Genomic DNA, 19,872 nt, shown 5'->3' on the forward strand with positions numbered 1-19,872 from the left:
TCTAGAACCCGGTTGATGCCGTGAACAGGGCGGCAAATCCTCCGCCAATGTAATAATCAGGGCTTTCACCCGCTATGGTGGTGCCATAACGGCCTGTTGTGTCCTTGGCGTTTGATGTGGGGTCCGCCACGCCGGAGAGATAATTCTGGTTGGTGATATTGATAAAATTCATGCGCAGTTCAGGCCGATGCAGGAATGAGGCATCATTGAACCGATACCCCACGGCCATGTTGGCCGTTACGTAATCGGGCATGCGTTCATCATTCATGAAGGTAGCGTACTGGTGCCCGGTATATTTGACCGTGAACACGCCGAAGGCATGGCCATCATCATAGGTCAGCCCAGCAGCAGCCTGAAGCGTGGGGCTGCGCACGGCCCGTTTACCGCGTGTGGGCAATAGATCACCACCAGACATGAGATCATTATCAATGGTGGCGTGCAGATATTCGCCAGACACGTAGGGGCTGAAATGGTGCCACGGGCGCAGGCCCAGTTCCACATCCACACCGCGCGAGGTCTGGCCGCCCGCATTGAGGGTGGAGGACACATAGGAGCCATTGATAACCCCCAGTGTTTCAATCTGACGGTTTGTAAAATTGTAGTTGAACAGCGTGAGGCTACCCACCAGCAGATCATCCGCATAACGGTAGCCCAGTTCTTCAGAAATGGAATATTCGTTTTTGACGTTGGTGGCGCCCTGCATGCTCAACGCGCCAGATTGGGGATCATACGCGCTGTAGAGCGCTGTTTCCGCCGGGGTGCGGAAATTGGTTGTGGTATTGAAAAACACCTGATGGTGCGGCGTGATCTGATACCGCACGGCCAGACGCGGTAACGGAACCGCCGTGTTGGTGTTGGCGTGATAGGCGGCCCCCGGCATGGCATTGGTGCCGTTGCGCGTAAGCATGACCTCCTTGAACCCGGCGGAGAGCAGGAGTTTATCATGCAGCAGGGAGAGGCTGTCGCTCACAAACAGGGCGTTGGTCTGGGAAATGGTATGGTTGTTCACCGCCCGGAACAGGCTGCCATCCGCCAGTGTGAGGGATGTGCCGTGGCTGCCACCCCATATATCACGGGCATTGCCGTTTTCACTGACAGGTGTGAAGCTCTGATACTCGGCGTCATCGGAATAATCATACCAGTAGCCTGCTGTCAGCGTGTTCGCGCCATGCCGCCATTCCAGAGCCGTGGTAAAGCCGGAGCGATAGCTGCGCTGGGTATAATCCGCCCGTACGGTGGCCATGCCATCCTGCGTGCTGGGCAACGTGAAGCTGTCTGGCAGAAGCTGGTTGCCGTTCCACAACCCGGATGTGGGGATGGTTGTGCCCCCCGGTGCGTTGCCATAAGCGCCCTGTGCATATGGGGTTGTGCGCCATGTCAGCCCATGGGCCATATGCAGTTCAACCGGGGCCGCCAGATACAGTGTGCGTTCAGGCTGGCGATAAAGCCGCCAGTAATCCGTGCCCTGTGCGTCATTTTGCAGATCATAATGCCGGGCAAGGTTGTTTGCGCCGTGAATGCCATCCTCCGCCCAGCTTTCCTTGGTGGCCTGCGGGTAATAACTGTCTATGGCCTGATTCCATGAGCCCAGCAGCGCTACGCTGTTCTGCCTGCCCCATGTTTTGAGCAGCTTGAAATCCACATGCTGGCGTTCATCCCGTCCGGGGCCGCGCCAGTTATCCGCAGCACCGTGGGAATAGGACACAAACCCGCGCAGGCCCGTCTTGCCAATCTCGCCGCTATCCAGCCGAATGAATTCGCGGTTGGTGTCATAAGACCCGTAGGAGACATTCACCATCCCTCCGGCTTTTTCCGCCGGAGTGCGGAACCGCAGGTTCATCAGCCCGCCAGCGGCATTCAGCACCGGGCTTTCAATATCTGCTGATCCCTGCGCCAGCGCCAAGCTTTCATAATTCTCGCTATCGGCAAACTGGCTGGGGTAGCCGGTATAATAGGCAATATCATTCAGCGGCATGCCTTCCAGCACGTACCCAATGGCATCCCCGTTCAGCCCACGCACCGAGATATTGGTCTGGGGAGAAAAACCCAGCGGATCAGATGAGGACACGTTGGCCCCCGGCAGGACGGACACCAGATCATACGCCGTGGCGGAAGGCGCCTGCCGGGCAATGTAATCCGAACCAATCACACTGACGGATTGCGGCACTGTCTGCGGGCGGATCATCCCGCCGCCAGCATGCAGGGCCACGGGATCTGCCGTAACCTCCACATGTTCCACGCCCTCCGCCTGAGCCGAACCGGGTGGTGCTTGCCGTGCGTGAGCAGAACGCGCTGACTGACGTGTGCTCCCGTTCCGTGCCGCATACCCTTGCCTGTGTGCGGGCGTAACCGCTGCCTGCCCGGCGCTTGCCGCCCCGGCTGGTGAAGCAGCCTGATCACCCTGCGCGCTTACTGCCGCTGCCGGACCCGTTCCGTGCCCGCTGGAAGAAGACGCCGCTGATGGAACCGCCCCAGAGGATGAAGCCGCGGACGTGACGGAAGATCCCCCATAAGAGCGCGTGGGAGCAGCGGCCCCAAATGCGGACCCAGCCGAACCCTGTGTGGCGGCAGATGCGGCACCGGATGCCGCTGGCTGTGCCGCCGCCAGCGCCATGCCGGGAAAACCCGATATGTCACCCGCAAGCGCGACGCTGGAGAGAACCGCAGACGTAAGCAGACGGAAGCGGGCGGTAGGCCGCATGAGCATCAGGCAGAGCTTTCCTGTTCAGAAGAATGGAATTTGCGCACCACGGGGCCGATGCTTAGCCCCTGCACAAGAATGGTAAACACGACCACCGCATAACAGACTCCCATCAAGATGTCGCGCATGGGGCCTTCTGGCAGGCTGAGCGCCAGAGACACGGAAATACCCCCGCGCAGGCCGCCCCATGTCAATACGGCCAGAACGCCCATACGGTCCTGCTGGCTGACATAAAGGGGCAGCATGGCCAGCAGCACACTCAGCCCACGCGCCAGAATGGAGAGCGGCACCGCCAGCGCCATGGCCATCAGCAACGGCACGTTGAAGGCAACATTGAGCACCTGAAACCCTATCAGCACAAACAGCATGATGTTCAGGATCTCGTCCACCAGCCCCCAGAACAGCCGCATATCCTTCCGGCCTGTGGGGGAAATCATGGCCTGCGTGCGCGGGGCCGCCACCATGAACCCGGCCATGACAACCGCAATGGGGCCGGAAAGCCCCCATGCGCCCGCCAGACTGTACACGCCACTGCACAGGGCCAGCGAGATAAACAGTTCAAGGTGAGGGTCTTTCACCAGGCGGATGGCGCGCACGGCCAGCCAGCCACACACAAGGCCCAGCAGAACACCTCCGCCAGCTTCCAGCGCAAACGCCTCCGCCAGATGCAGGACAGAAGCCGGATGATCCTCATGCGCCACGCCAAGGGCAACGGTGAAGATCACCACGCCCACGCCATCATTCAGCAGGCTTTCACCAGCAAAAAGGGCCTGCACCTGCCCCGGCAGCCCCAACCTGCGCAGCATGCCCACAACGGAAATGGGGTCAGTCGGGGCAAGGATGGCCCCCAGCACCACACACCACGCCGGGGAGACGGAAAGCCCCACCAGATGGAACACGCCCCATATGCCCCCGGCAAACAGAATAACCGCCAGCAGCGTGCCCAGAATAGCCAGTGCGATAACCGAAAATTTGCGCAGCAGGAGGTAGTGCATATCCACCCCCAGCGCCCCGGCAAACAGCAAAAATGCCAGTGCGCCCTGCATCACACTGGTGGGCATATCAATCTGGGCCAGAAGCAGGTGGGCCATATGGGCCCCGCGCCACGGCAGGAACACATCTGCCAGCACAAGCACGCCCGAAACCAGAAGGGAGATGACCAGCACCCCAACCGTAAGCGGCAGACGCAAAAGCCTGTGGTTGATAATGCCAAAAACTGTGGAAAGGGTGATGACGATGGCGAACAGGCCCAGGGAGGTCATGCTGCCGCACCTCCACCCCGGAACAGAGAAAGAAATGCTACTGCCGGGGCCGCCTGATCACGCATGTTTTTCTCTGCCCTCTTTCTCTACTGGCCGGAGCCTAGTCGGGCGTTTCTCCGCCCTTTTCATTCACATCCATAAACGTCTGGTCAGAAATGGAGACATTCTCCATCTGGGGCCGGGCAAGTGCGGCAGATGTGCTTTGCGCCAGCCCTGCCGTTTTGGCCCGCAGGTCTGCCAGTTCTTCCCGAACATCTGAAAGGATTTCAAGCAGCGCCTGATGGTCCTCCGCGGCGCGACGGTCCGCCCCACGGCTGAGCACGGCATTGCCCACCATCAATGCTGGTAACGCCACAAGCTGAATACAGTTGCTGATATAAAGCAGAGTATTCTGCCATGCCGGAACAAGAACCGGCACAAGAGAGAACAGGAAAAACACATAAACGCACCAGATGCTGCCAAACAGCATGGTCATTTTGACAGCTACACTTTCATTCGCCCTGTCCAGCATGGTCTTGAAAGATTTTTCCATACTTTCCCCGCTCCTCTGCGCACCAACGGCCTCTCTCAAAAAAGAAGCCGCGTGCCGGGCGATGTATCACACACGGCTGCGGAAGTCCGCTTCTGCCAGGGCATGGCAGCAGGACACTGCGGAGGAACAAACGCCCTGCGCACCTTAACTGAAGACAATCAAGGTGCGCATACGCCTATGGGTTATTTGAAAAGATGGCTGGGCCTAATGGACGCTCAGATTAAGCTTGTAGAACGCATTCTGCCCTTTTTGCGCCGCGCCATGGTGCAGAAAGACGCCAACCGTGTAATTACCGTTTTCCGGCACAAGGCCGTGCCAGTGATCGTGCAGGGGGTGGTTCCGCAAGCCACCATCCGCCGTGGTATAGAGCAGATGGCCCGCCGGGTCCTTGACGAAGAAAGACACGCTCCGTTTGCGGGAATGGCACAGGATGGACAGTTCCTGCCCCTGATGCAGCGCAAGCTGGTATTCAGCCGTCTGCGGGCCTTCAAGAGTGCCCGCCATATGCTTGTTTTCTACGTTGTGAGGAAAATACACCGTTTTGGCGGCGGCATGGGCCTGACCGAGCGAAAGCCCGCAAGCCAATGCAAGGGTCATCCAGAAGGGTGAGTGGGTCATTCCTGCTTTCATGGTGCTCTACAGTTCTGCAAAACACGGTTGGGAGATATGTGTACCATACATGAATGCACACCCCCTACGCAAGGTTCCCTTCACTTCCCCTTTGCGTGACAAACCATGCACAAAAGGCCGCTGCTCTGCCGCCGGGGTGAGGAAAACTGTCCCCACTATGCCACTCCTCACTCAGATTATGCACGGGAGAGCGGGCCCGGAGGGAAAGGCGGACACGCTGGGGCTGGGTGGAACAGTAGCGCCAACGTGTCGCAGCCCTGCGCAGAGGAGCGATGGGGGCTGTCGGGACGGCGTGGGCGTGGGCGTGGGCGTGGGCGTGGGCGTGGGCGTGGGCGTGGGCGTGGGCGTGGGCGTGGGCGTGGGCGTGGGCGTGGGCGTGGGAACACGACGCACACAGCAGCCCGGTTGGGAAGAAAAACTGCTTCCGTGAGGCAACGCTCCCTGGAGGCGGGCCTCGTCACTGCCGCTGCCATCGCCATCGCCATCGCCATCGCCATCGCCATCGCCATCGCCATCGCCATCGCCATCGCCATCGCCATCGCCATCGCCATCGCCATCGCCATCGCCATCGCCATCGCCATCGCCATCGCCATGAGAGTGGCGCGCAGCCACATTGTTCGCGTCAACCCTCGGTGTAGGGATTATGGCATGGCGCTCAGCCCTACCAGCATCCACCCGGCGGAAGTGTAAATGGCCGGGGCGTCATCCTCCGCGTCAAACACCATCACGCCGGGGGCCGGGTTGGGCTGGGCCTTGATGCTGGCGCGGGAGAGCGTGGGCAGATGCACGCCCGCATTGGGGGTGATGGTGCCTGCCAGGGTCTCGTTCCCGTTGCTGTCGAGCTGGCGCAAGGGGGTGCTGCCTTTGGCATCTGTCAGCCCTGTGGCTGTGTAGCCGGTGGTCATGACCGCCGTGGGCTCCCACGCAACGCTCTGGCCATCCCCAAGCCGGAGCGCATTGGAGGTGGAAAGCCCTGTAAGATTGACACCAATGCCCGCGCTGCCGGTAAGCGTAATGGCACTGGCTGCGCTATTGTTCAGGCTGGTGGTCATACCGCTGTTGCGCGTGCTGCCGGTTACGGTTTCATTGCCGCTGGCATCAAGCGTGCGCAGGGGGGTGCCGTTCTGGCTATCCTGCAACTGGCCGCTGGCGTATCGGGTTTGCACGGATGCCGTATGCTCCCATGAAATAGCCTGACCATCCGCCACGCGCAGGGCTTCCGGCGTTGTCAGGCCCGTGGTGTCCAGCCCGATGGCGGCGGTGCCTTTGGCCACATAGGCCGGTGCCGTGGGCTGGGTGAGGCTGACAATGGTCTGGCTGTTTTGCAGGCTGCCCGGCAGGGTCTCGTTCCCACTTGTATCCAGCGTGCGGGCCACACCGGCGGCGACCTGCTCCGTCAGTTTCCCGTTAGCAAAACTGCTGTGTACAACAGCCGTTGGCTCCCAGGAGAGGGTTTGGCCTGCTGCCAGACGCAGGGCCTCCGGTGCGTTCAGGCCGGTCAAATTCAGGCCAAGCTGGGCCTGGCCGTTCAGCGTCCATGCCACGCCGCTGTCAGCGTTGCTGATACTGGTTGTGACATCCCCCTGCATGCCAATGGCCAGCAGGTTGGCGGTATCATACCAGTAGCGCAGGGTGTAAGCGGCGGAATCAAACTGAAAATACGGTTTGTGATCATCACTGAACGCAAGGTTGCGGTTGGCCCCTATGTTCAGCACCGGCGCGTTATTGACGGGCGTGCTGCGGGAGAGATCAATCCCTGCGGTATCAAACCGGCCTGCGGCGTCAATCAACGTGCCATATGTGCTGGTGGCGTCATTATTGCCAATGGCAATGCCTTTGCCCACCTTGCCGGGTGTGCCATCTGCACTGGTTCCGGCTATCTGTAATTGCAGGCCAATACGCCAGCCTACGGGATCATCCCCATTGGCGTAAACATCGACCTCCCGCCCCACCATGCTTCCGGCAACAGAGGACGCCTGCCCGGTCTCATCACGCGCTTCATCATACCCCGCCCAGATCTGTGAGCGCGAGCCCTTGCCATCGGCCAGCGCATCTGCCGGGCGCTGGGCCAGACTGGCCTGCGCCACATGCTGCCCGGCCCCGAAGGCGGAACTGTTCAAAACTGTAGAATGGCACCACACATAATCATCCAGGGCGGCTCCTTCTGCCGGAATGGTGCAGTTCCCTTTTTCCAGATTCATCACAAATCCGGTGGTGCCGCCCGTGTGGGTGACATCCAGATCCTTACGGAGCACAGGGGCCATATCCGCACGGCTTTCTCCGCGTGCAAAATACTTGCCGCCTTCAAGCGTGCTTTCAATCACATCCGTGCCGAGGCTGGTAATGGGGGCACCATCTGCCAGCGTGGTGCCGTTGATCTGCCACAGGGTTGGTGTCTCGCTTTGCAGGGGCGTGGCGAGGTGAAGCACCCCTGCGGGAATACGCACCATACTGCCCGCTGGCACCGCTGCCTTGGCGGCCTGCAAGGCTGTGCTGTCATCACTGGTGCCATCCAGCGTGATGCCAAAATCCCCAGCACTTGGCTGTTCGGCAAAACGCGCGGACAGCGGGCGCTTGAGGGCACCACTCAGCGCGCTGCCTGCTGTGGCGGCCGTGACATCCCCCGCAACTGGAGCCGTGAAACGCCCCGCGGCATCCAGCCCCGCAACGCCGTTGGGCTGGTTCTTGTCAGACTGCTGCACGCTGCCATCCGCCATGGCGCCTATCTGACCAATGGTGGCGTTTTGCCACAACGAGGGCACAGCGGTTGCAGGGTCTATGCCGCCGGGGCCGCGTGGGCGCATATGTTTCCGGCGTGGCGGCTGTGGCGGCTGTGGCGGCTGTGGCGGCTGTGGCGGCTGTGGCGGCTGTGGCGGCTGTGGCGGCTGTGGCGGCTGTGGCGGCTGTGGCGGCTGTGGCGGCTGTGGCGGCTGTGGCGGCTGTGGCGGCTGTGGCGGCTGTGGCGGCTGTGGCGGCTGTGGCGGCTGTGGCGGCGAACGGTGCGGAAAGAAAGCGTTCCTGCAAGCTCTTTTTCACGCCGGGCGCTGTTTCCACAGCATGTTTCAGCATCGCCTTGTGTGACTGGCTTACAGGTGTGCCAGTAATGGAAGTGCCGGGTCCTTCTGGCGATGATACTGGCGCGCTTTGCACGGACGGCAACGGACCATGGAGGGCTGCCCGCACTGCGGGAATACTCTGCTGGTATTGGGGCAGCAGATGGTTGGGGCGCGTGGCGGCAACCGTATGAACAGAGGCCACCAGAAGCAGCCCGGAACAGGCACTGAGCAGAATACGGGCTTTAAGAACAGATTTCATGCTCATGTGTTTTCCTGAGAGATGCAGATATAGCCGCCATTGTTCCACCATGCGCCCGCTACGCCGGGGTCTGTGGTGGGGAGTTCAAGCGTCATCAGCACATGGCCATTCCGCACGCCCAGACATTCCAGCCCACCCAGAAGCAGGTTGCCGGATGCAGAAAGTGCCGCAAGCCCGTTGGGGGTGCCTTTTTGTGCATCCACAATGGTGGCGGCAGCACCCGCCGCGCCAGAGGCCGCCTGCCCGGCCTGTGTTGCGGCATCCTGCGCTTGTGTCACAAGGGTAGAGACAGCCCCCTGCATCTGCCCGCTCATGGCATCCACATAGGCTTTGTTGGCCAGATGCGCAGGGGCAGATGGGGCAATTGGACAGGCCAGCAAACCGGAGAGTGTATCGCCTGTTTTATCAACCGCGCCGGACCAGATCTTGCCCTGGGGCACAAACTGCCCCTGCCCGTTGAAAATACCAAAAACAAGATCAGTTGCCGCAGGCTGGGCCTGCACCGGCAACGCGGAAAGCGGCGTGCCACTCAGGGTGGCCGCCGTGGTGGAAGACCCGGACATTGGGGGTTGTGTCCTTCAGGCTAGAAGATAGGGGCACCCGCTTTCCGTTGTCAGAATGACCGTATTGGAAAGTGCAAGGGCATTTGGAGGCACCGCCGTGCCATCTGGCAGGCAGGGGGCTGTGGCGGCCGGTGTGGCCGGGCTGGTGGAGTGAATGGCTATGGAAACCGGCTGACTGAGACTACGGCCCTGCTGTGTGGTAACACTGACCAGAACCGTTTGCACCGTGCCGGGAGCACCGCCGCTGAGAAACAGGCACGCCATGCCATTGACCAAAATGGCCCACAGCACACGCATGTCCGTCTCCTGCCCGGAGGCCGTGGGCACGCTGGCGGCAACACTGGCGAGGTAATCCCCCGTGCCGCGCAGCCATTCAGTGGCATCCAGCGTAAAATCCAGCGTGTCGGCACTCGCTTTTGGGGCCCATGTCAGAGCAACGGTTTGCCCCAGCAGTCCACGCAGGCGCAGGCTGGCAGGCACAGCCACGGGCAGGGTGCGTGCCGGTGCAGGCTGCCAGCCGGTGGAAGGCAAGGGAGCAATCATGCGCCCTGCCCTGCTGTAGTGGTGGGTATTTGCTGCGTCAGGTGCGGTGCGGGAGCCTGCTTAAGACGCAAAACAGCGTTTTCTTCAGAGTGTGTTTTCTGAACAGCCCTGACGCTTACCCCCGGTGCGGGCATGGCGGCGGCGCTCAGTGCGGGCTGTGCAGGAAGCTGCGTGCTGGTGGTGTCTGCCCCGCTGGCCAGTACACGCAGGCTGGCAAGATAGGTCTGCCAGGCGGCGGGCGGCGTCTCGCCATACATGCCATAGGCTGCCCAACTGGTGGTGGCTGCCTGTTGCAGGGCATTTGCAGCCTGTGTGGCCAAAGGGAGCGGCGGCGCAGTGTAATCCACAATACCGCCATTCTGCACCGCTTTTCCGGCTGGCAGACGGAAGCCGGTGGTGTTCGCCCAGTCTGCCGCGCTGATGGGCACAAGCTGGCTTGCGGGCGGAAGGCTCTCCACACTGCTCATGCTCCATGTGTCATACCATGCAGTAACGGGGGCGGGCTGTGTGGCAGTGGCATCATACCCGGCATAATAGCGTGCGGGGTAGGCTGCCTGCACCTGCGCGGTAACGGAGAGAGAAGAACCGGAAAGACCCTTATCTGTCATGGTTATTTCTTCCCTTTCGCTTCAACATAAATGGCGTTGTAGGAGCCATATAGATTCAGGGTGAAGCCGGCGGCATCTGGTTCCCACACGCAATGATAGTGCGAGATCACACCGCCCGTTACCGCCTGCACCAGAATGGATTGGGGCGCTGCGGAAAACGCCACCGGAAAAGTGATTCGCCCGGAAGAAACGTTATCCACACTGAAGCATTGTATCATGTTCCCGTATGGCAGGTTGATGATCCGGTCATCATTCGTGGCAAAATCATTGTTGTAGTTGGAAAGTGTCAGGCATACGCCAGCACGTTCAAAGGTGCCGTTTACCCACGATGAGGTAGCAAACTGGCCAGAAACCCACGCCGATGTTGCGAATTGTGAACTGACCCAGGAGGGGGTGGCAAATTGTGCGTTGGCCCAGTTTTGGGTTGCTACCTGTTGCCCGTTTTCTGAAAAATGGCCGCCTCCAAATATGGCAATGGACCCATCCGCGCTGATGCGCGCCACATTGACGTGGGAGCCCCCCACGTTGGAATACACATCCAGCACACCATCTGACGCAACGGATGAAAGACGATACAGCATGCTGTAGCCGCCCGCGCCGTCAAAGGAATAGGCATTGCCTATGGCAAGGGAACCTTGCAGCTTGCCCCCTGCTAGAGGCAGATAATTTGCAAAAAGATTTTGCCACGCCGCCCCATTTGCACCAGGGATGGTCATGTTGTTTTCTGCGGTGGACACCCAGAACGTGCCGGGCGTTGCACCTGCCACCACGGCTCCGGCAGGATAGCCGCCGATGCCAGAAGCAAAAGTGGCATCATACTGCCCGATCATGCCCGCCTGATAAGCCTGCAACACGGCAGAGAGGCGATGCAGAAAACCGTTCATGTCCTGCCCGCGTGGGGGCACCCCACCAGCGGACCGCCCGATAAAGGTTTCTGGCGGAAAGCCAAGGGAGACAGACGCCGTGCCATCGCCCGCAGTGGCCTGTGTGGCCGGAATGCTGGCAAGGTTACCTGCACTGGCGGAATCCGCAATGGGTTTTGAAAACCGTTCAGGAAAATCTGATTGTTTCATGCTCAGCCTTTAATGGCGTAGGTTACCCGCACACCCGCAGGGCGGGGCAGGACACCGGAATTCTGGATAATGGAAATCTGCACCGCAGATGGCACAAAACCGAACGTGTAAGTCATGCTCATGCCGCCATGATCAGACACCCAGGCATCCCCCTGCCCTGCGAACAGTGTCATGAGAATGGCGTTCAGGCTGGTAATGGAGCCATCTGTAATATTGGCCATGGCCTTGGCGTAGATCAGTTGGCGAAACCCATCATCAGACAGACGATAATTGCCGCTGGAGACAGTGCCGGAATACCACGGGGCGCTGTTGAAACTGTCCTCCGTCAGATCTTCCGCTTCTTCAAACCCGACGAATGTGTCTGATGTTATGCTAAGAATTCGCTGCACGCCTACAATCCGGCCCCAGACATCCAGACCGTACCCTTGGGCGGTTTCCAGGTTCCAGATCTGCTGGTACCACGTCTCGATCAGCGTAGCGGGATCAAACGCCTGGTTCCAGGCCGCAATCAGGGCATTCAGGGTAGGAGAACATGCATATTGGGACAGAACGGTTTTCTGCACATTCTGCATCAGGAAAATACCACACTGATATTTGCCGGATCAAGCGTAGGCACCTGACTGATGCCGAAGGTCGCACTGAACCCGGTTGGCGTGGCGGTCATCCCCAACGTGATATCTGCAATCTGCGCCCACGTGCCCAGTGCTGCGATACCCGCATAAAAGCGGCTGGCATACAGCGTGGCCCCGATACGCGCACGGCTGCCCCCATCGTCCCCTGAAAATGCGGCCTGTATGGCGGCCTGCACGGCTGTTGTGGCCGTAGAGGGCACGGTGGAAGATGCCACCATTGTCACTTTTACAAAAAGCGGCGTAGGTGTGGCACGCTGAAAACTGACGGTATAGCTTGGCGCTGTATTATAAGCGCTGTTGGGGTCTGTCACGGTAACGGTCGTGCTGCCGGTATAAGCGCACCCCGGTGGCTTTTTACGCAGGATAGCCTGCGCAATGGCCTGATCGGCGCCGCCGTTGGCACAGACATACAGGCTGTAGGGCGCAAGCGTAACACCGCCCACCGTGGTGGCCGAAGCCGTGCTGTTATCCGTGACAAACGCGTCAGTCACGCCCGGAACGGCTTGCACAGCGGCGGATATAGCATCCAGCGGGCCGATGGCATTGGCGGCGACCGATACGCGGCGTCTTTCTTCAAACGCAGTGCGGCTTTCCACAGCGCTGCCCGTTACCCCGGCAACAGGGTTGGTAACAGTTGCCCACCCGGCCAGAGACTGGCTGATGCCGACGCTTTGCGCCGGACAAACAACCTCGCCCGCCTGCGTGCAGGAAAACGTGCCGCTGCCGGTGCCTGTGGCATCCAGCGTGATGGCGGCATCTGCCGCGTAACTGTTGCCTGACGCATCCTGCACCAGCGCGCCCTGCGGAATAACCGTACCGGCAACCCCCGTGCACAGGCAGGTGACAACCGTGGCGGTGGCAGGCAGGCGGGACATGAAATAAAGGCGGCCGATGGCATCCTGCATCCGGCCGGAAGCACGGGCCGGATCTACCCCATTGGCAAGTGCCAGAAACTGATCATACGCATCCCCCAGAATGGCAGTGAGCGACATGGCCAGTTGCCCTTGCGGGGTGGAAAGATCCGTATTGAGAGTGTTGCCAAAGGCTGCGTTCAGATCGGCCAGCACGCCAGCCAGCATGTCCGGCTCCTCCGGCATGATGAAGCCTGTGGCATCCAGCACCGGAGCCGGGACGGATGTTGTGCCGCCAGATGTGGCTTGGACCGTGCTGGTGGTTTGTGCGGTTTCAGAGGCTGACAACAGTCTGGCTCCCGTCTGCAAGAATAAGCTGAATGACGCCAGAGAGACGGCGCTGGGGGCTGATGGCTGTCAGCACACACACCGCGCGGGCCACGCCCTGCACGCTCTGGGCTGTCTGCTCCACATCTGCCCGGAAGAGAGCGGCGGACTGGGTGCGGCCCAGAATATTGCTGAGATAGGGCAGACCAAGGCTGGTGTTGTACCAGCACTCACCCAGGAACACCCGGACTGCGCAGGCCACATTCTGCGCCACGGCATAGGGGGCGGAGGCCACGGCTATGTTTCCGGCGGCATCAACCGCCAGGTCCCACGTTGCGCAGTCAAGCAACACTGTTTGCATGACATAAACTCTTTGTTTTCTGAGGGAAGAAAGACCATGCGCCGCTATAGCCTTGCGCCTGGGGCATGGCTGACTTTGCCGGGAGAGAGGAAACTCTGACGAGGACACACGCGTTAAAGGCCCGACATAACGCACGGCTGACGGGCCCATTTCAGCACACCACACCCCGGCACCCCGGAGCGACGCAGAGGAGAAGACTGCACCCGGCAGAAAACGACTGATGGAGGGGGAATACTCCGCTTCATCGGGCCGTGTTCTGCGTGGGGTTCCGCATGTTTCAGGATTTTAAAGGGAAGGCGCAGGCATATGAGCACGACGGATACAGACCGCAAACCCGTAACATTGGGCGAAGAAAAGGTACAGCGCGGCGCAGGTGGCGAAACACACCAGACCGCCCACGGTGACGTGCCGACCCTGACCACCCAGCAGGGCGTGCCTGTAGCGGATGATCAGAACACACTGAAAGCAGGCGCACGCGGCCCAAGCCTTCTGGAAGATTTTCATTTCAGAGAAAAGATTTTCCATTTTGACCATGAACGTATTCCAGAACGAGTTGTGCATGCCCGTGGCTATGGCGCGCATGGTTTTTTTGAACTGACCCATTCCCTGTCTGACATTACACGGGCGGATGTGTTGCAGCGTGTGGGTGAACGTGTGCCCGCGTTTGTGCGGTTTTCCACCGTGGCGGGCAGCAAGGGGTCTTTTGACCTTGCGCGTGATGCGCGTGGCTTTGCGGTCAAGCTGTATACCAAGGAAGGCAACTGGGATCTTGTTGGTAACAACATTCCCGTATTCTTCATTCAGGACGCCATCAAATTTCCGGACATGGTGCATGCCGTGAAGGAAGAGCCGGACCGCGCTTTTCCGCAGGCACAATCCGCGCATGATAATTTCTGGGACTTCATTTCCCTCACCCCAGAGAGCATGAACATGATCATGTGGGTGATGTCTGACCGGGGAATTCCGCGGTCCTTCCGCTTTATGGAAGGCTTTGCCGTTCATACGTTCCGTTTTGTCACCGCGGATGGCAAATCCACCTTTGCCAAGTTCCACTGGAAGCCCAAACAGGGGCTGCAATCTGTTGTGTGGAACGAGGCCGTCAAAATAAACGGTGCTGACCCTGATTTTCACCGTCGTGATTTGTGGAACGCCATTCAGGCAGGCAACTACCCGGAATGGGAACTGGGTGTGCAGCTTTTTGACGATGAATTTGCTGACACGTTCGATTTTGACATTCTGGACGCCACAAAGCTGATTCCGGAAGAACTGGTGCCCGTGCAGCCTGTTGGCAGACTGGTTCTGGACCGCATGGTGGATAATTTCTTTGCGGAAACCGAGCAGGTGGCCTTCTGCACCCAGAACGTGGTGCCGGGGATTGATTTTACCAATGATCCGCTGCTTCAGGGCCGCAATTTCTCCTATCTGGATACGCAGTTGAAGCGGCTGGGTGGGCCAAACTTTACGCATATTCCCATCAATGCGCCCAAATGCCCGTTCCACCATTTTCAGCAGGATGGCCACGGCGCGATGCATAACCCTAAAGGGCGGGTCAATTATGAGCCCAACTCCTGGGGTGGAGAAGCCGGTGGCCCGCGTGAAAATCCGCAGAAAGGCTTTACGTCCTATCCGCAGAACGTAGAGGGCCGGAAAGAGCGTGTGCGGTCAGAAAAGTTTGCGGACCATTACAGTCAGGCGCGGCAGTTCTACAAAAGCCAGACCGAGGTAGAGCAGACGCATATTCAGCAGGCCATTACCTTTGAACTCAGCAAGGTGGAAACACCGGCTATTCGTGCCCGCGTGGTCTCTCACCTGTTGAATATTGACACGGGACTGGCACAGGCCGTGGCTGACGGGTTGGGGCTGGAAAAACTGCCAGACGCCGCGCCACCTGCCAGCAAGGTGATTGACCTGCCAGAGTCCCCTGCCCTGAGCATTCTGAAAAATGGTCCAAAAACCTTTGAAGGCCGCAAAATTGGTGTGCTGATTACCAACGGAGCGGATGAAGCCATTCTGGAAGCGTTGGAAAAAACCGCCAAGGCTGAAGGTGTTGATCTGGAACTGGTGGCACCGCAGATTGGCGGAATCAAGACATCAAGCGGTCGCCATGTTCCGGCAGGGCAGCGGGTGCCGGGTGGCCCATCTGTGTTGTATGATGCGGTTGTTCTTCTGCTTTCTGAAGACGGAGCCAAACAGCTTGCGAACGATGCAGACGCCAAGGATTTTGTGACGGATGCCTATGCGCATGCAAAATTCATTGCGCATGTGCCTGAAGCTGCTCCGCTGCTGAAAAAGGCAGGCCTGACGGACGATGCTCTGGATGAAGGGGTTATTACGCTGGAAAAACCCTCCTCAGTTCCGGAATTTGTCAAAACCTGCCGCGCCCTGCGCTTCTGGCAGCGTGAGGCAAAAGTGCACGCAGTCTGACGCCTGATTTTCCTGCGCACCGTTTGACGTTACGGTGCGCATTAACAGGATAAAGAACCGTTTAGCTAAAACGCCAGAACAGAGTGTGATGATCCGGGCAGGGTTTTGAAACCGTGCCCGGATTTCAGCTTTGTGGGGTTCCCGTTGTGCCACTGCCGGGCTGCACACCGGGATGAATATGCTGCGTGAGAGAAATACCAGAAGCCGTCGCATCTTTTGAAACATGCAGCGCTCCGTTGATTGTGGCGTCTCCATTCAGGGTCAGGCTCTGGGCTGTAATATCCACTGTTCCTGCTGTTTTTACAGTGACGCCCTGATCATGCAGCCACACATATGTCTGTGGTGCGCCATTCAGAAACCCGCCCAGATAGAGTGCATCCGCCATGTTCTGCTGGCGGAAGGAGCCTGGAGCCGCCGGGGTTCGGGCCGTTTTGACATTGAAGATATCGCGGTCCGCCACAAGGGCCAGCCCAATATCCCCCACAGCGGGGTCCACAATCACGGCGCGGCTGCCACCCTGCAACCGGAAATAGGGCACCTGATACAGCACCCCATGCGGCGTAACCGCGCCTGCCGCGTTCTGCTGGTGCACCATGGGCTGGACATCCACAAAACCAACGGGGTTCAGCCCGCTACCGGAAACAGCCTTGACCTGCACCACAACTACTGTGCGCCGCACGGACAATAGCCGTGCCACAACCCGGTTCAGTGCATTGAAGTCAGACGCTGCGGCATCCGCCCGGTTAAGAACGGGATATGTGCTGGCAGTAAGAGGCATTATGCCGTGTGCTCCTGAAACGCCTGTGCCACGATGTCTGTAAACCAGGCCCCGTGTGGGGTTTCACTTTGCAGGCTGTGGCGAACCTGCGTAACGACCCACAGGCCTGTGGTAACGGGGCCAGACTGTGCCCCCCACCCGGCAGGCTGATAGCGGCTTTGCAGGCTGATCACACTGTTGAAACTGACCTGAGGATTAAACAACATCCGCACAGCCAACCCACCGGCAGACCAGGACGGATATCCAATAAGGCCCGTTTCGGACGATACAGAAACAGCCTGTTGTACAAGGCTTGTTTCTGAGGCTGAGAGAGCGCCTGAATTTTCTGCTTGCATATCTGCCAGCAGGGCGTTTCCCGCCATGCGCGCGGGCCAGACTGCCAGTTGCCCGCGCCCGAGGCTGACCCGCATGGGCAGCATATCCATACAGTAAGCCAGTTGCTGGCCGGGGCTGCCATCCAGGTACGGGTTATGGAACGTGCCGCCAACGCCGTTGCAGGAGAGTGTCAGCCCGGCTTTCCCGGCAACTGTTGCCAGTACGGTCGCAACAGGCACCGCACCACGAAAACTGGTTGGGGTGGCCGCCATGGCGTTGGGCAATGCTGTTGAAAATGCCTGCACCATAAAGACGACATCCGGCGCGTTGGTGTAATCCGCATAGGCCAGTGTGACACCGCCCTGAAACACCAGTGCGGCGGGAGAGGTTCCTTCCTCCGTTTCCACCAGCACTTCACTCGCACTCTGGCTGGTCGGGTCCGGTGCTGCAAGACTGAGGCGGTTCATCAGATCGGGCGAGAGACCTTCAATCCGCAAGGTTGCAATCTCTCCTGTTGGGAACTGCGCCTGTGTGATATCCGCCGTTACCCGAAGGCCGGTAAGCGTGACGGTATCTGCGCCGCTTGGGCCAAAGGCATTTGCCAGCAAACGGAAAGTAATGCGCAACGCGCGTGACGTAAAAGAGCCTGACTGGGCCATGAATATGCCAACCGTGTTTGAAGAAGCAGGACGCGCAGAGGCTTTGCATCACGCATGAAGCAGACGGCACTGGAGGAGCGCATAGGCTGTGTGGGTGGGGTGCCCCGCCGGTTGAAGTGGCCTGAGGCGCGGCCAGCATACTGTCCGCACGACGGCACGACGGCACGGCTGCACGGCTGCACGGCTGCACGGCTGCACGGCTGCACGGCTGCACGGCTGCACGGCTGCACGGCTGCACGACAAAGTGAGGAAAATAGGAAGAGACGGCAAGACGTGAAACGCGCCACGTAGCATGAGACTATGCTGCACGCGCCAGACGATGGTCGGTGCGCAGGCGAGCACCACGCGAACAGGCGCGCGCAAACGGAAATAGGCTTATCGGAACTTGCTGCTATGTCCATCCGGCACGGTAGAGGAGAAGGTAGCGGCTGCCCAGACCATCATAGGTGGGGTCCTGCGTGCCCTGGGTATCAGCAAATGTGAAATCTCCCGGCAGGCCAATGGCTTCATCACGCACAAGCCATGTGCGGTCCTGACACAACACGCCCGAGAGCAACCGGGTGTTGGCAAGCCAGAAATCTGCATACAGCCCTGTGGAACGTTGACGCACGGCGATCTGAATGCTCTGGCCGGAAAGCGTGACCCGGAGCATCTGGGCGGCAGTGCTGGCAAGGGGGATCATCACCAGATCTGCGGTGCCGCCAGACGAGGAAGAAGACGTGCTCATAGCGGAGATCCTGCAAGGTTGGCCCAGCCGGTTATGTTTTGAGACGTCTCTTGTGTTTCCGCACTCTCATAGAGGCTGTTGCTGGATGTTAGCGTAGGGGAGGACTGGGAGGGCACAACGCCGCCGCAGAGCATGCGCTGCCCTTGCGGCTGCTGAGTTGTTGTGAAACTCTGCGTGGCAGACACGCGTACTTCCTGAAGAGTGATTTCCACAACTGGCATGGTAATACCGTGCCGCGCATCGCGCAGCCAGCGGTGGCCGGTAATGTTGACATTCTCATATTTCCGCTCTGGCGTAATGACGGAATAAAGTGACAGGTCGGCCTCCAACGCGGCAAGGCTGGCGAAGAACGCCTTGCGCACATATAATCCTTCTGCTCCGGCAAGCGATGAGGCTGCCTGAGGCAGCAACGCTGAAAGATCCTGAGAGGCCAACCCTGTTTCCGAACCATCGCACACCATCAGCACCCGGTGTGTTCGGGGCGTGGCAACCTTGCTGTAGGACAGAAAACTGCCGTCTTCCAAAGGGGCTGTAGCAATATGGTGTTCGCTCTCCCCTGCCACGGAAAGCACGCGCGCTGCGGAGAGCACACTTTGGCCCGCACTGTTGAAAATGCCCCACTGCCCTGCCGCCTGGCTGATGAGCAGATCATCCAGCACCGTGCCGATACTGACAGATGCCGCCGCCTGCACCCCATGCGTGACAGACTGCCCCAGCAGAAGCGGCACGCCTGCTGCCACCGGCACAGTCCAGACGGATGGCAGCGTAACCGGCACCATGGGCATATAGGAAAATCCTTTATAAAAACGTAAAAGACATTATACGGCCCCATATGTAGCGAGGCTGGTCAGCGTATGGCTGTCTCCACCACCAAGGCCACGCAGCGCCTGTGCGATCTTCTGCGGGTTGCCGGATGGCACGCTGATGGTGACAGACCCGATATGCGTGGTGTTCTGCACGGGCGCTTGCTGTGCCGGTACGCTTGCTGCCGGGCCGCTGGCCGCACGCAGCATAGGTGAGCCGGGCAGAAATGGCTGCATGAGTTTCAGTGCATCGAAAGACAGGAAAGCTCCTTGATGCAGCAGATTATTTTTCAGTAGAGAAGACGCTGGTGCAAGGCGCGTGTTCGGTGCTGGCAGGAAAACTTTCCGACTGGAAGACGATGGCTCTAACCGGGAAGATTGCCGAAATGCCTGAGCCGAGGGCCACTGTTCTGGCACCGAGGACACCATGGGCACGTGCTGCATGACTAAAGTGTGATTTTGGTGTCTGTAAAGGCGGTTATTACGACTGGATAGATGCTTAGCGGTTGGTGGGCGATGGTTTTTCCCGAAAGTCTCGAAAGGGGATGCAGCCTTGCTGTATGATAATCCTCTGACAGAATTGGACGATATTCCATTGTGGGAAGGCTGTCGTCTGCGCCAGTCAGTCTGCTGTTTTGTGGTAGATGGCATCAACCCGGCAGCATTTGGAAAAGAGCTTACCTGATTCTGCTTTCTGTTGAAGGAAAGAGGGGAAGATGCATCCTGACTTGCCCCACGGCTTTTGGGGTTTTCCTGCCGGATGACGGA

Annotated in this window: 22 protein-coding genes; 3 read left to right on the plus strand and 19 right to left on the minus strand. The window is 59.3% G+C overall.

Annotation, left to right across the window (positions count from 1 at the left end):
* Window position 1: 1 nt before the first annotated feature.
* From ASN_RS03745 to ASN_RS03760, 4 genes are all read right to left on the minus strand, one after another.
* Window positions 2-2,707: a TonB-dependent receptor gene (locus tag ASN_RS03745; RefSeq protein ID WP_058987256.1), complete on the minus strand. Its 2,706-nt coding sequence runs from the start codon at window positions 2,705-2,707 to the stop codon at window positions 2-4.
* Window positions 2,707-3,963 (minus strand): cation:proton antiporter, encoded by a 1,257-nt coding sequence (locus tag ASN_RS03750; RefSeq protein WP_058987257.1) that lies wholly within the window; start codon window positions 3,961-3,963, stop codon window positions 2,707-2,709. Before ASN_RS03750 ends, ASN_RS03745 begins: the two co-directional genes overlap by 1 nt.
* Window positions 3,964-4,063: 100 nt before the next feature.
* A complete protein-coding gene (locus ASN_RS03755) occupies window positions 4,064-4,495 on the minus strand; it encodes a hypothetical protein (RefSeq protein ID WP_006559390.1) in 432 nt (143 codons plus the stop codon).
* A 204-nt stretch (window positions 4,496-4,699) separates the two neighbouring features.
* Complete coding sequence (locus ASN_RS03760) at window positions 4,700-5,113, minus strand: hypothetical protein (RefSeq protein WP_140385805.1); 414 nt, start codon at window positions 5,111-5,113, stop codon at window positions 4,700-4,702.
* A 258-nt stretch (window positions 5,114-5,371) separates the two neighbouring features.
* On the opposite strand from ASN_RS03760, the gene ASN_RS19850 reads away from it, so the two are divergent.
* Window positions 5,372-5,815: a hypothetical protein gene (locus tag ASN_RS19850; RefSeq protein ID WP_167541283.1), complete on the plus strand. Its 444-nt coding sequence runs from the start codon at window positions 5,372-5,374 to the stop codon at window positions 5,813-5,815.
* Here the strand turns inward: ASN_RS19850 and ASN_RS03770 are convergent.
* The 9 genes from ASN_RS03770 to ASN_RS03810 all read right to left on the minus strand — a co-directional run bounded on the left by ASN_RS03770 (window position 5,767) and on the right by ASN_RS03810 (window position 13,398).
* Window positions 5,767-7,929, minus strand: coding sequence for a hypothetical protein (locus tag ASN_RS03770; RefSeq protein ID WP_082666564.1), 2,163 nt, complete (start codon window positions 7,927-7,929; stop codon window positions 5,767-5,769). The genes ASN_RS19850 and ASN_RS03770 overlap by 49 nt on opposite strands.
* Entirely contained in the window at window positions 7,814-8,446 is a 633-nt protein-coding gene (locus ASN_RS20040) for a hypothetical protein (RefSeq protein WP_197603329.1), read from the minus strand. The genes ASN_RS03770 and ASN_RS20040 overlap by 116 nt, the downstream gene beginning before the upstream one ends.
* Entirely contained in the window at window positions 8,443-9,003 is a 561-nt protein-coding gene (locus ASN_RS03780; protein WP_058987261.1) for a hypothetical protein, read from the minus strand. The genes ASN_RS20040 and ASN_RS03780 overlap by 4 nt, the downstream gene beginning before the upstream one ends.
* Window positions 9,004-9,018: 15 nt before the next feature.
* Complete coding sequence (locus ASN_RS03785; RefSeq protein ID WP_058987262.1) at window positions 9,019-9,546, minus strand: phage fiber-tail adaptor protein; 528 nt, start codon at window positions 9,544-9,546, stop codon at window positions 9,019-9,021.
* The gene (locus ASN_RS03790) at window positions 9,543-10,154 is read right to left on the minus strand and encodes a hypothetical protein (RefSeq protein WP_058987263.1); all 612 of its coding nucleotides are present in this window, start codon (window positions 10,152-10,154) and stop codon (window positions 9,543-9,545) included. Before ASN_RS03790 ends, ASN_RS03785 begins: the two co-directional genes overlap by 4 nt.
* A 2-nt stretch (window positions 10,155-10,156) precedes the next feature.
* Window positions 10,157-11,227: a hypothetical protein gene (locus tag ASN_RS03795; protein WP_058987264.1), complete on the minus strand. Its 1,071-nt coding sequence runs from the start codon at window positions 11,225-11,227 to the stop codon at window positions 10,157-10,159.
* A gap of 2 nt (window positions 11,228-11,229) precedes the next feature.
* Window positions 11,230-11,799 (minus strand): DUF2612 domain-containing protein, encoded by a 570-nt coding sequence (locus ASN_RS03800; protein WP_058987265.1) that lies wholly within the window; start codon window positions 11,797-11,799, stop codon window positions 11,230-11,232.
* On the minus strand, window positions 11,799-12,956 hold the full coding sequence (locus ASN_RS03805) for a baseplate J/gp47 family protein (RefSeq protein WP_330937331.1): 1,158 nt from the start codon (window positions 12,954-12,956) through the stop codon (window positions 11,799-11,801). Before ASN_RS03805 ends, ASN_RS03800 begins: the two co-directional genes overlap by 1 nt.
* An 88-nt stretch (window positions 12,957-13,044) precedes the next feature.
* The gene (locus ASN_RS03810; protein WP_058987267.1) at window positions 13,045-13,398 is read right to left on the minus strand and encodes a hypothetical protein; all 354 of its coding nucleotides are present in this window, start codon (window positions 13,396-13,398) and stop codon (window positions 13,045-13,047) included.
* Window positions 13,399-13,704: 306 nt separating this feature from the next.
* On the opposite strand from ASN_RS03810, the gene ASN_RS03815 reads away from it, so the two are divergent.
* On the plus strand, window positions 13,705-15,822 hold the full coding sequence (locus tag ASN_RS03815) for a catalase (protein WP_058987268.1): 2,118 nt from the start codon (window positions 13,705-13,707) through the stop codon (window positions 15,820-15,822).
* Between the two features lie 124 nt (window positions 15,823-15,946).
* On the opposite strand, the gene ASN_RS03820 is transcribed toward ASN_RS03815, so the two are convergent.
* The 6 genes from ASN_RS03820 to ASN_RS19860 are packed head-to-tail and all read right to left on the minus strand — an operon-like array spanning window position 15,947 to window position 19,341.
* Complete coding sequence (locus ASN_RS03820; RefSeq protein ID WP_058987269.1) at window positions 15,947-16,600, minus strand: Gp138 family membrane-puncturing spike protein; 654 nt, start codon at window positions 16,598-16,600, stop codon at window positions 15,947-15,949.
* Window positions 16,600-17,574, minus strand: a complete 975-nt coding sequence (locus ASN_RS03825) for a hypothetical protein (RefSeq protein ID WP_058987270.1) — start codon at window positions 17,572-17,574, stop codon at window positions 16,600-16,602. Before ASN_RS03825 ends, ASN_RS03820 begins: the two co-directional genes overlap by 1 nt.
* Window positions 17,575-17,622: 48 nt before the next feature.
* Window positions 17,623-17,937 carry a hypothetical protein gene (locus ASN_RS19500; RefSeq protein WP_157765104.1) on the minus strand — a complete coding sequence of 105 codons (315 nt, stop codon included), beginning with the start codon at window positions 17,935-17,937 and terminating at the stop codon, window positions 17,623-17,625.
* A 28-nt stretch (window positions 17,938-17,965) separates the two neighbouring features.
* Entirely contained in the window at window positions 17,966-18,301 is a 336-nt protein-coding gene (locus ASN_RS03830; protein ID WP_058987271.1) for a phage baseplate plug family protein, read from the minus strand.
* Window positions 18,298-19,086 carry a phage baseplate protein gene (locus ASN_RS03835; protein ID WP_058987272.1) on the minus strand — a complete coding sequence of 263 codons (789 nt, stop codon included), beginning with the start codon at window positions 19,084-19,086 and terminating at the stop codon, window positions 18,298-18,300. The genes ASN_RS03830 and ASN_RS03835 overlap by 4 nt, the downstream gene beginning before the upstream one ends.
* Before the next feature lie 33 nt (window positions 19,087-19,119).
* On the minus strand, window positions 19,120-19,341 hold the full coding sequence (locus ASN_RS19860; RefSeq protein ID WP_167541284.1) for a hypothetical protein: 222 nt from the start codon (window positions 19,339-19,341) through the stop codon (window positions 19,120-19,122).
* 316 nt (window positions 19,342-19,657) lie between these two features.
* Here ASN_RS19860 and ASN_RS20395 point away from each other — a divergent pair, with 316 nt between their 5' ends.
* Window positions 19,658-19,789: a hypothetical protein gene (locus tag ASN_RS20395; RefSeq protein ID WP_269148867.1), complete on the plus strand. Its 132-nt coding sequence runs from the start codon at window positions 19,658-19,660 to the stop codon at window positions 19,787-19,789.
* Window positions 19,790-19,872: the final 83 nt, after the last annotated feature.

It is taken from the genome of Acetobacter senegalensis, assembly GCF_001499615.1.
Classification (GTDB): domain Bacteria; phylum Pseudomonadota; class Alphaproteobacteria; order Acetobacterales; family Acetobacteraceae; genus Acetobacter; species Acetobacter senegalensis.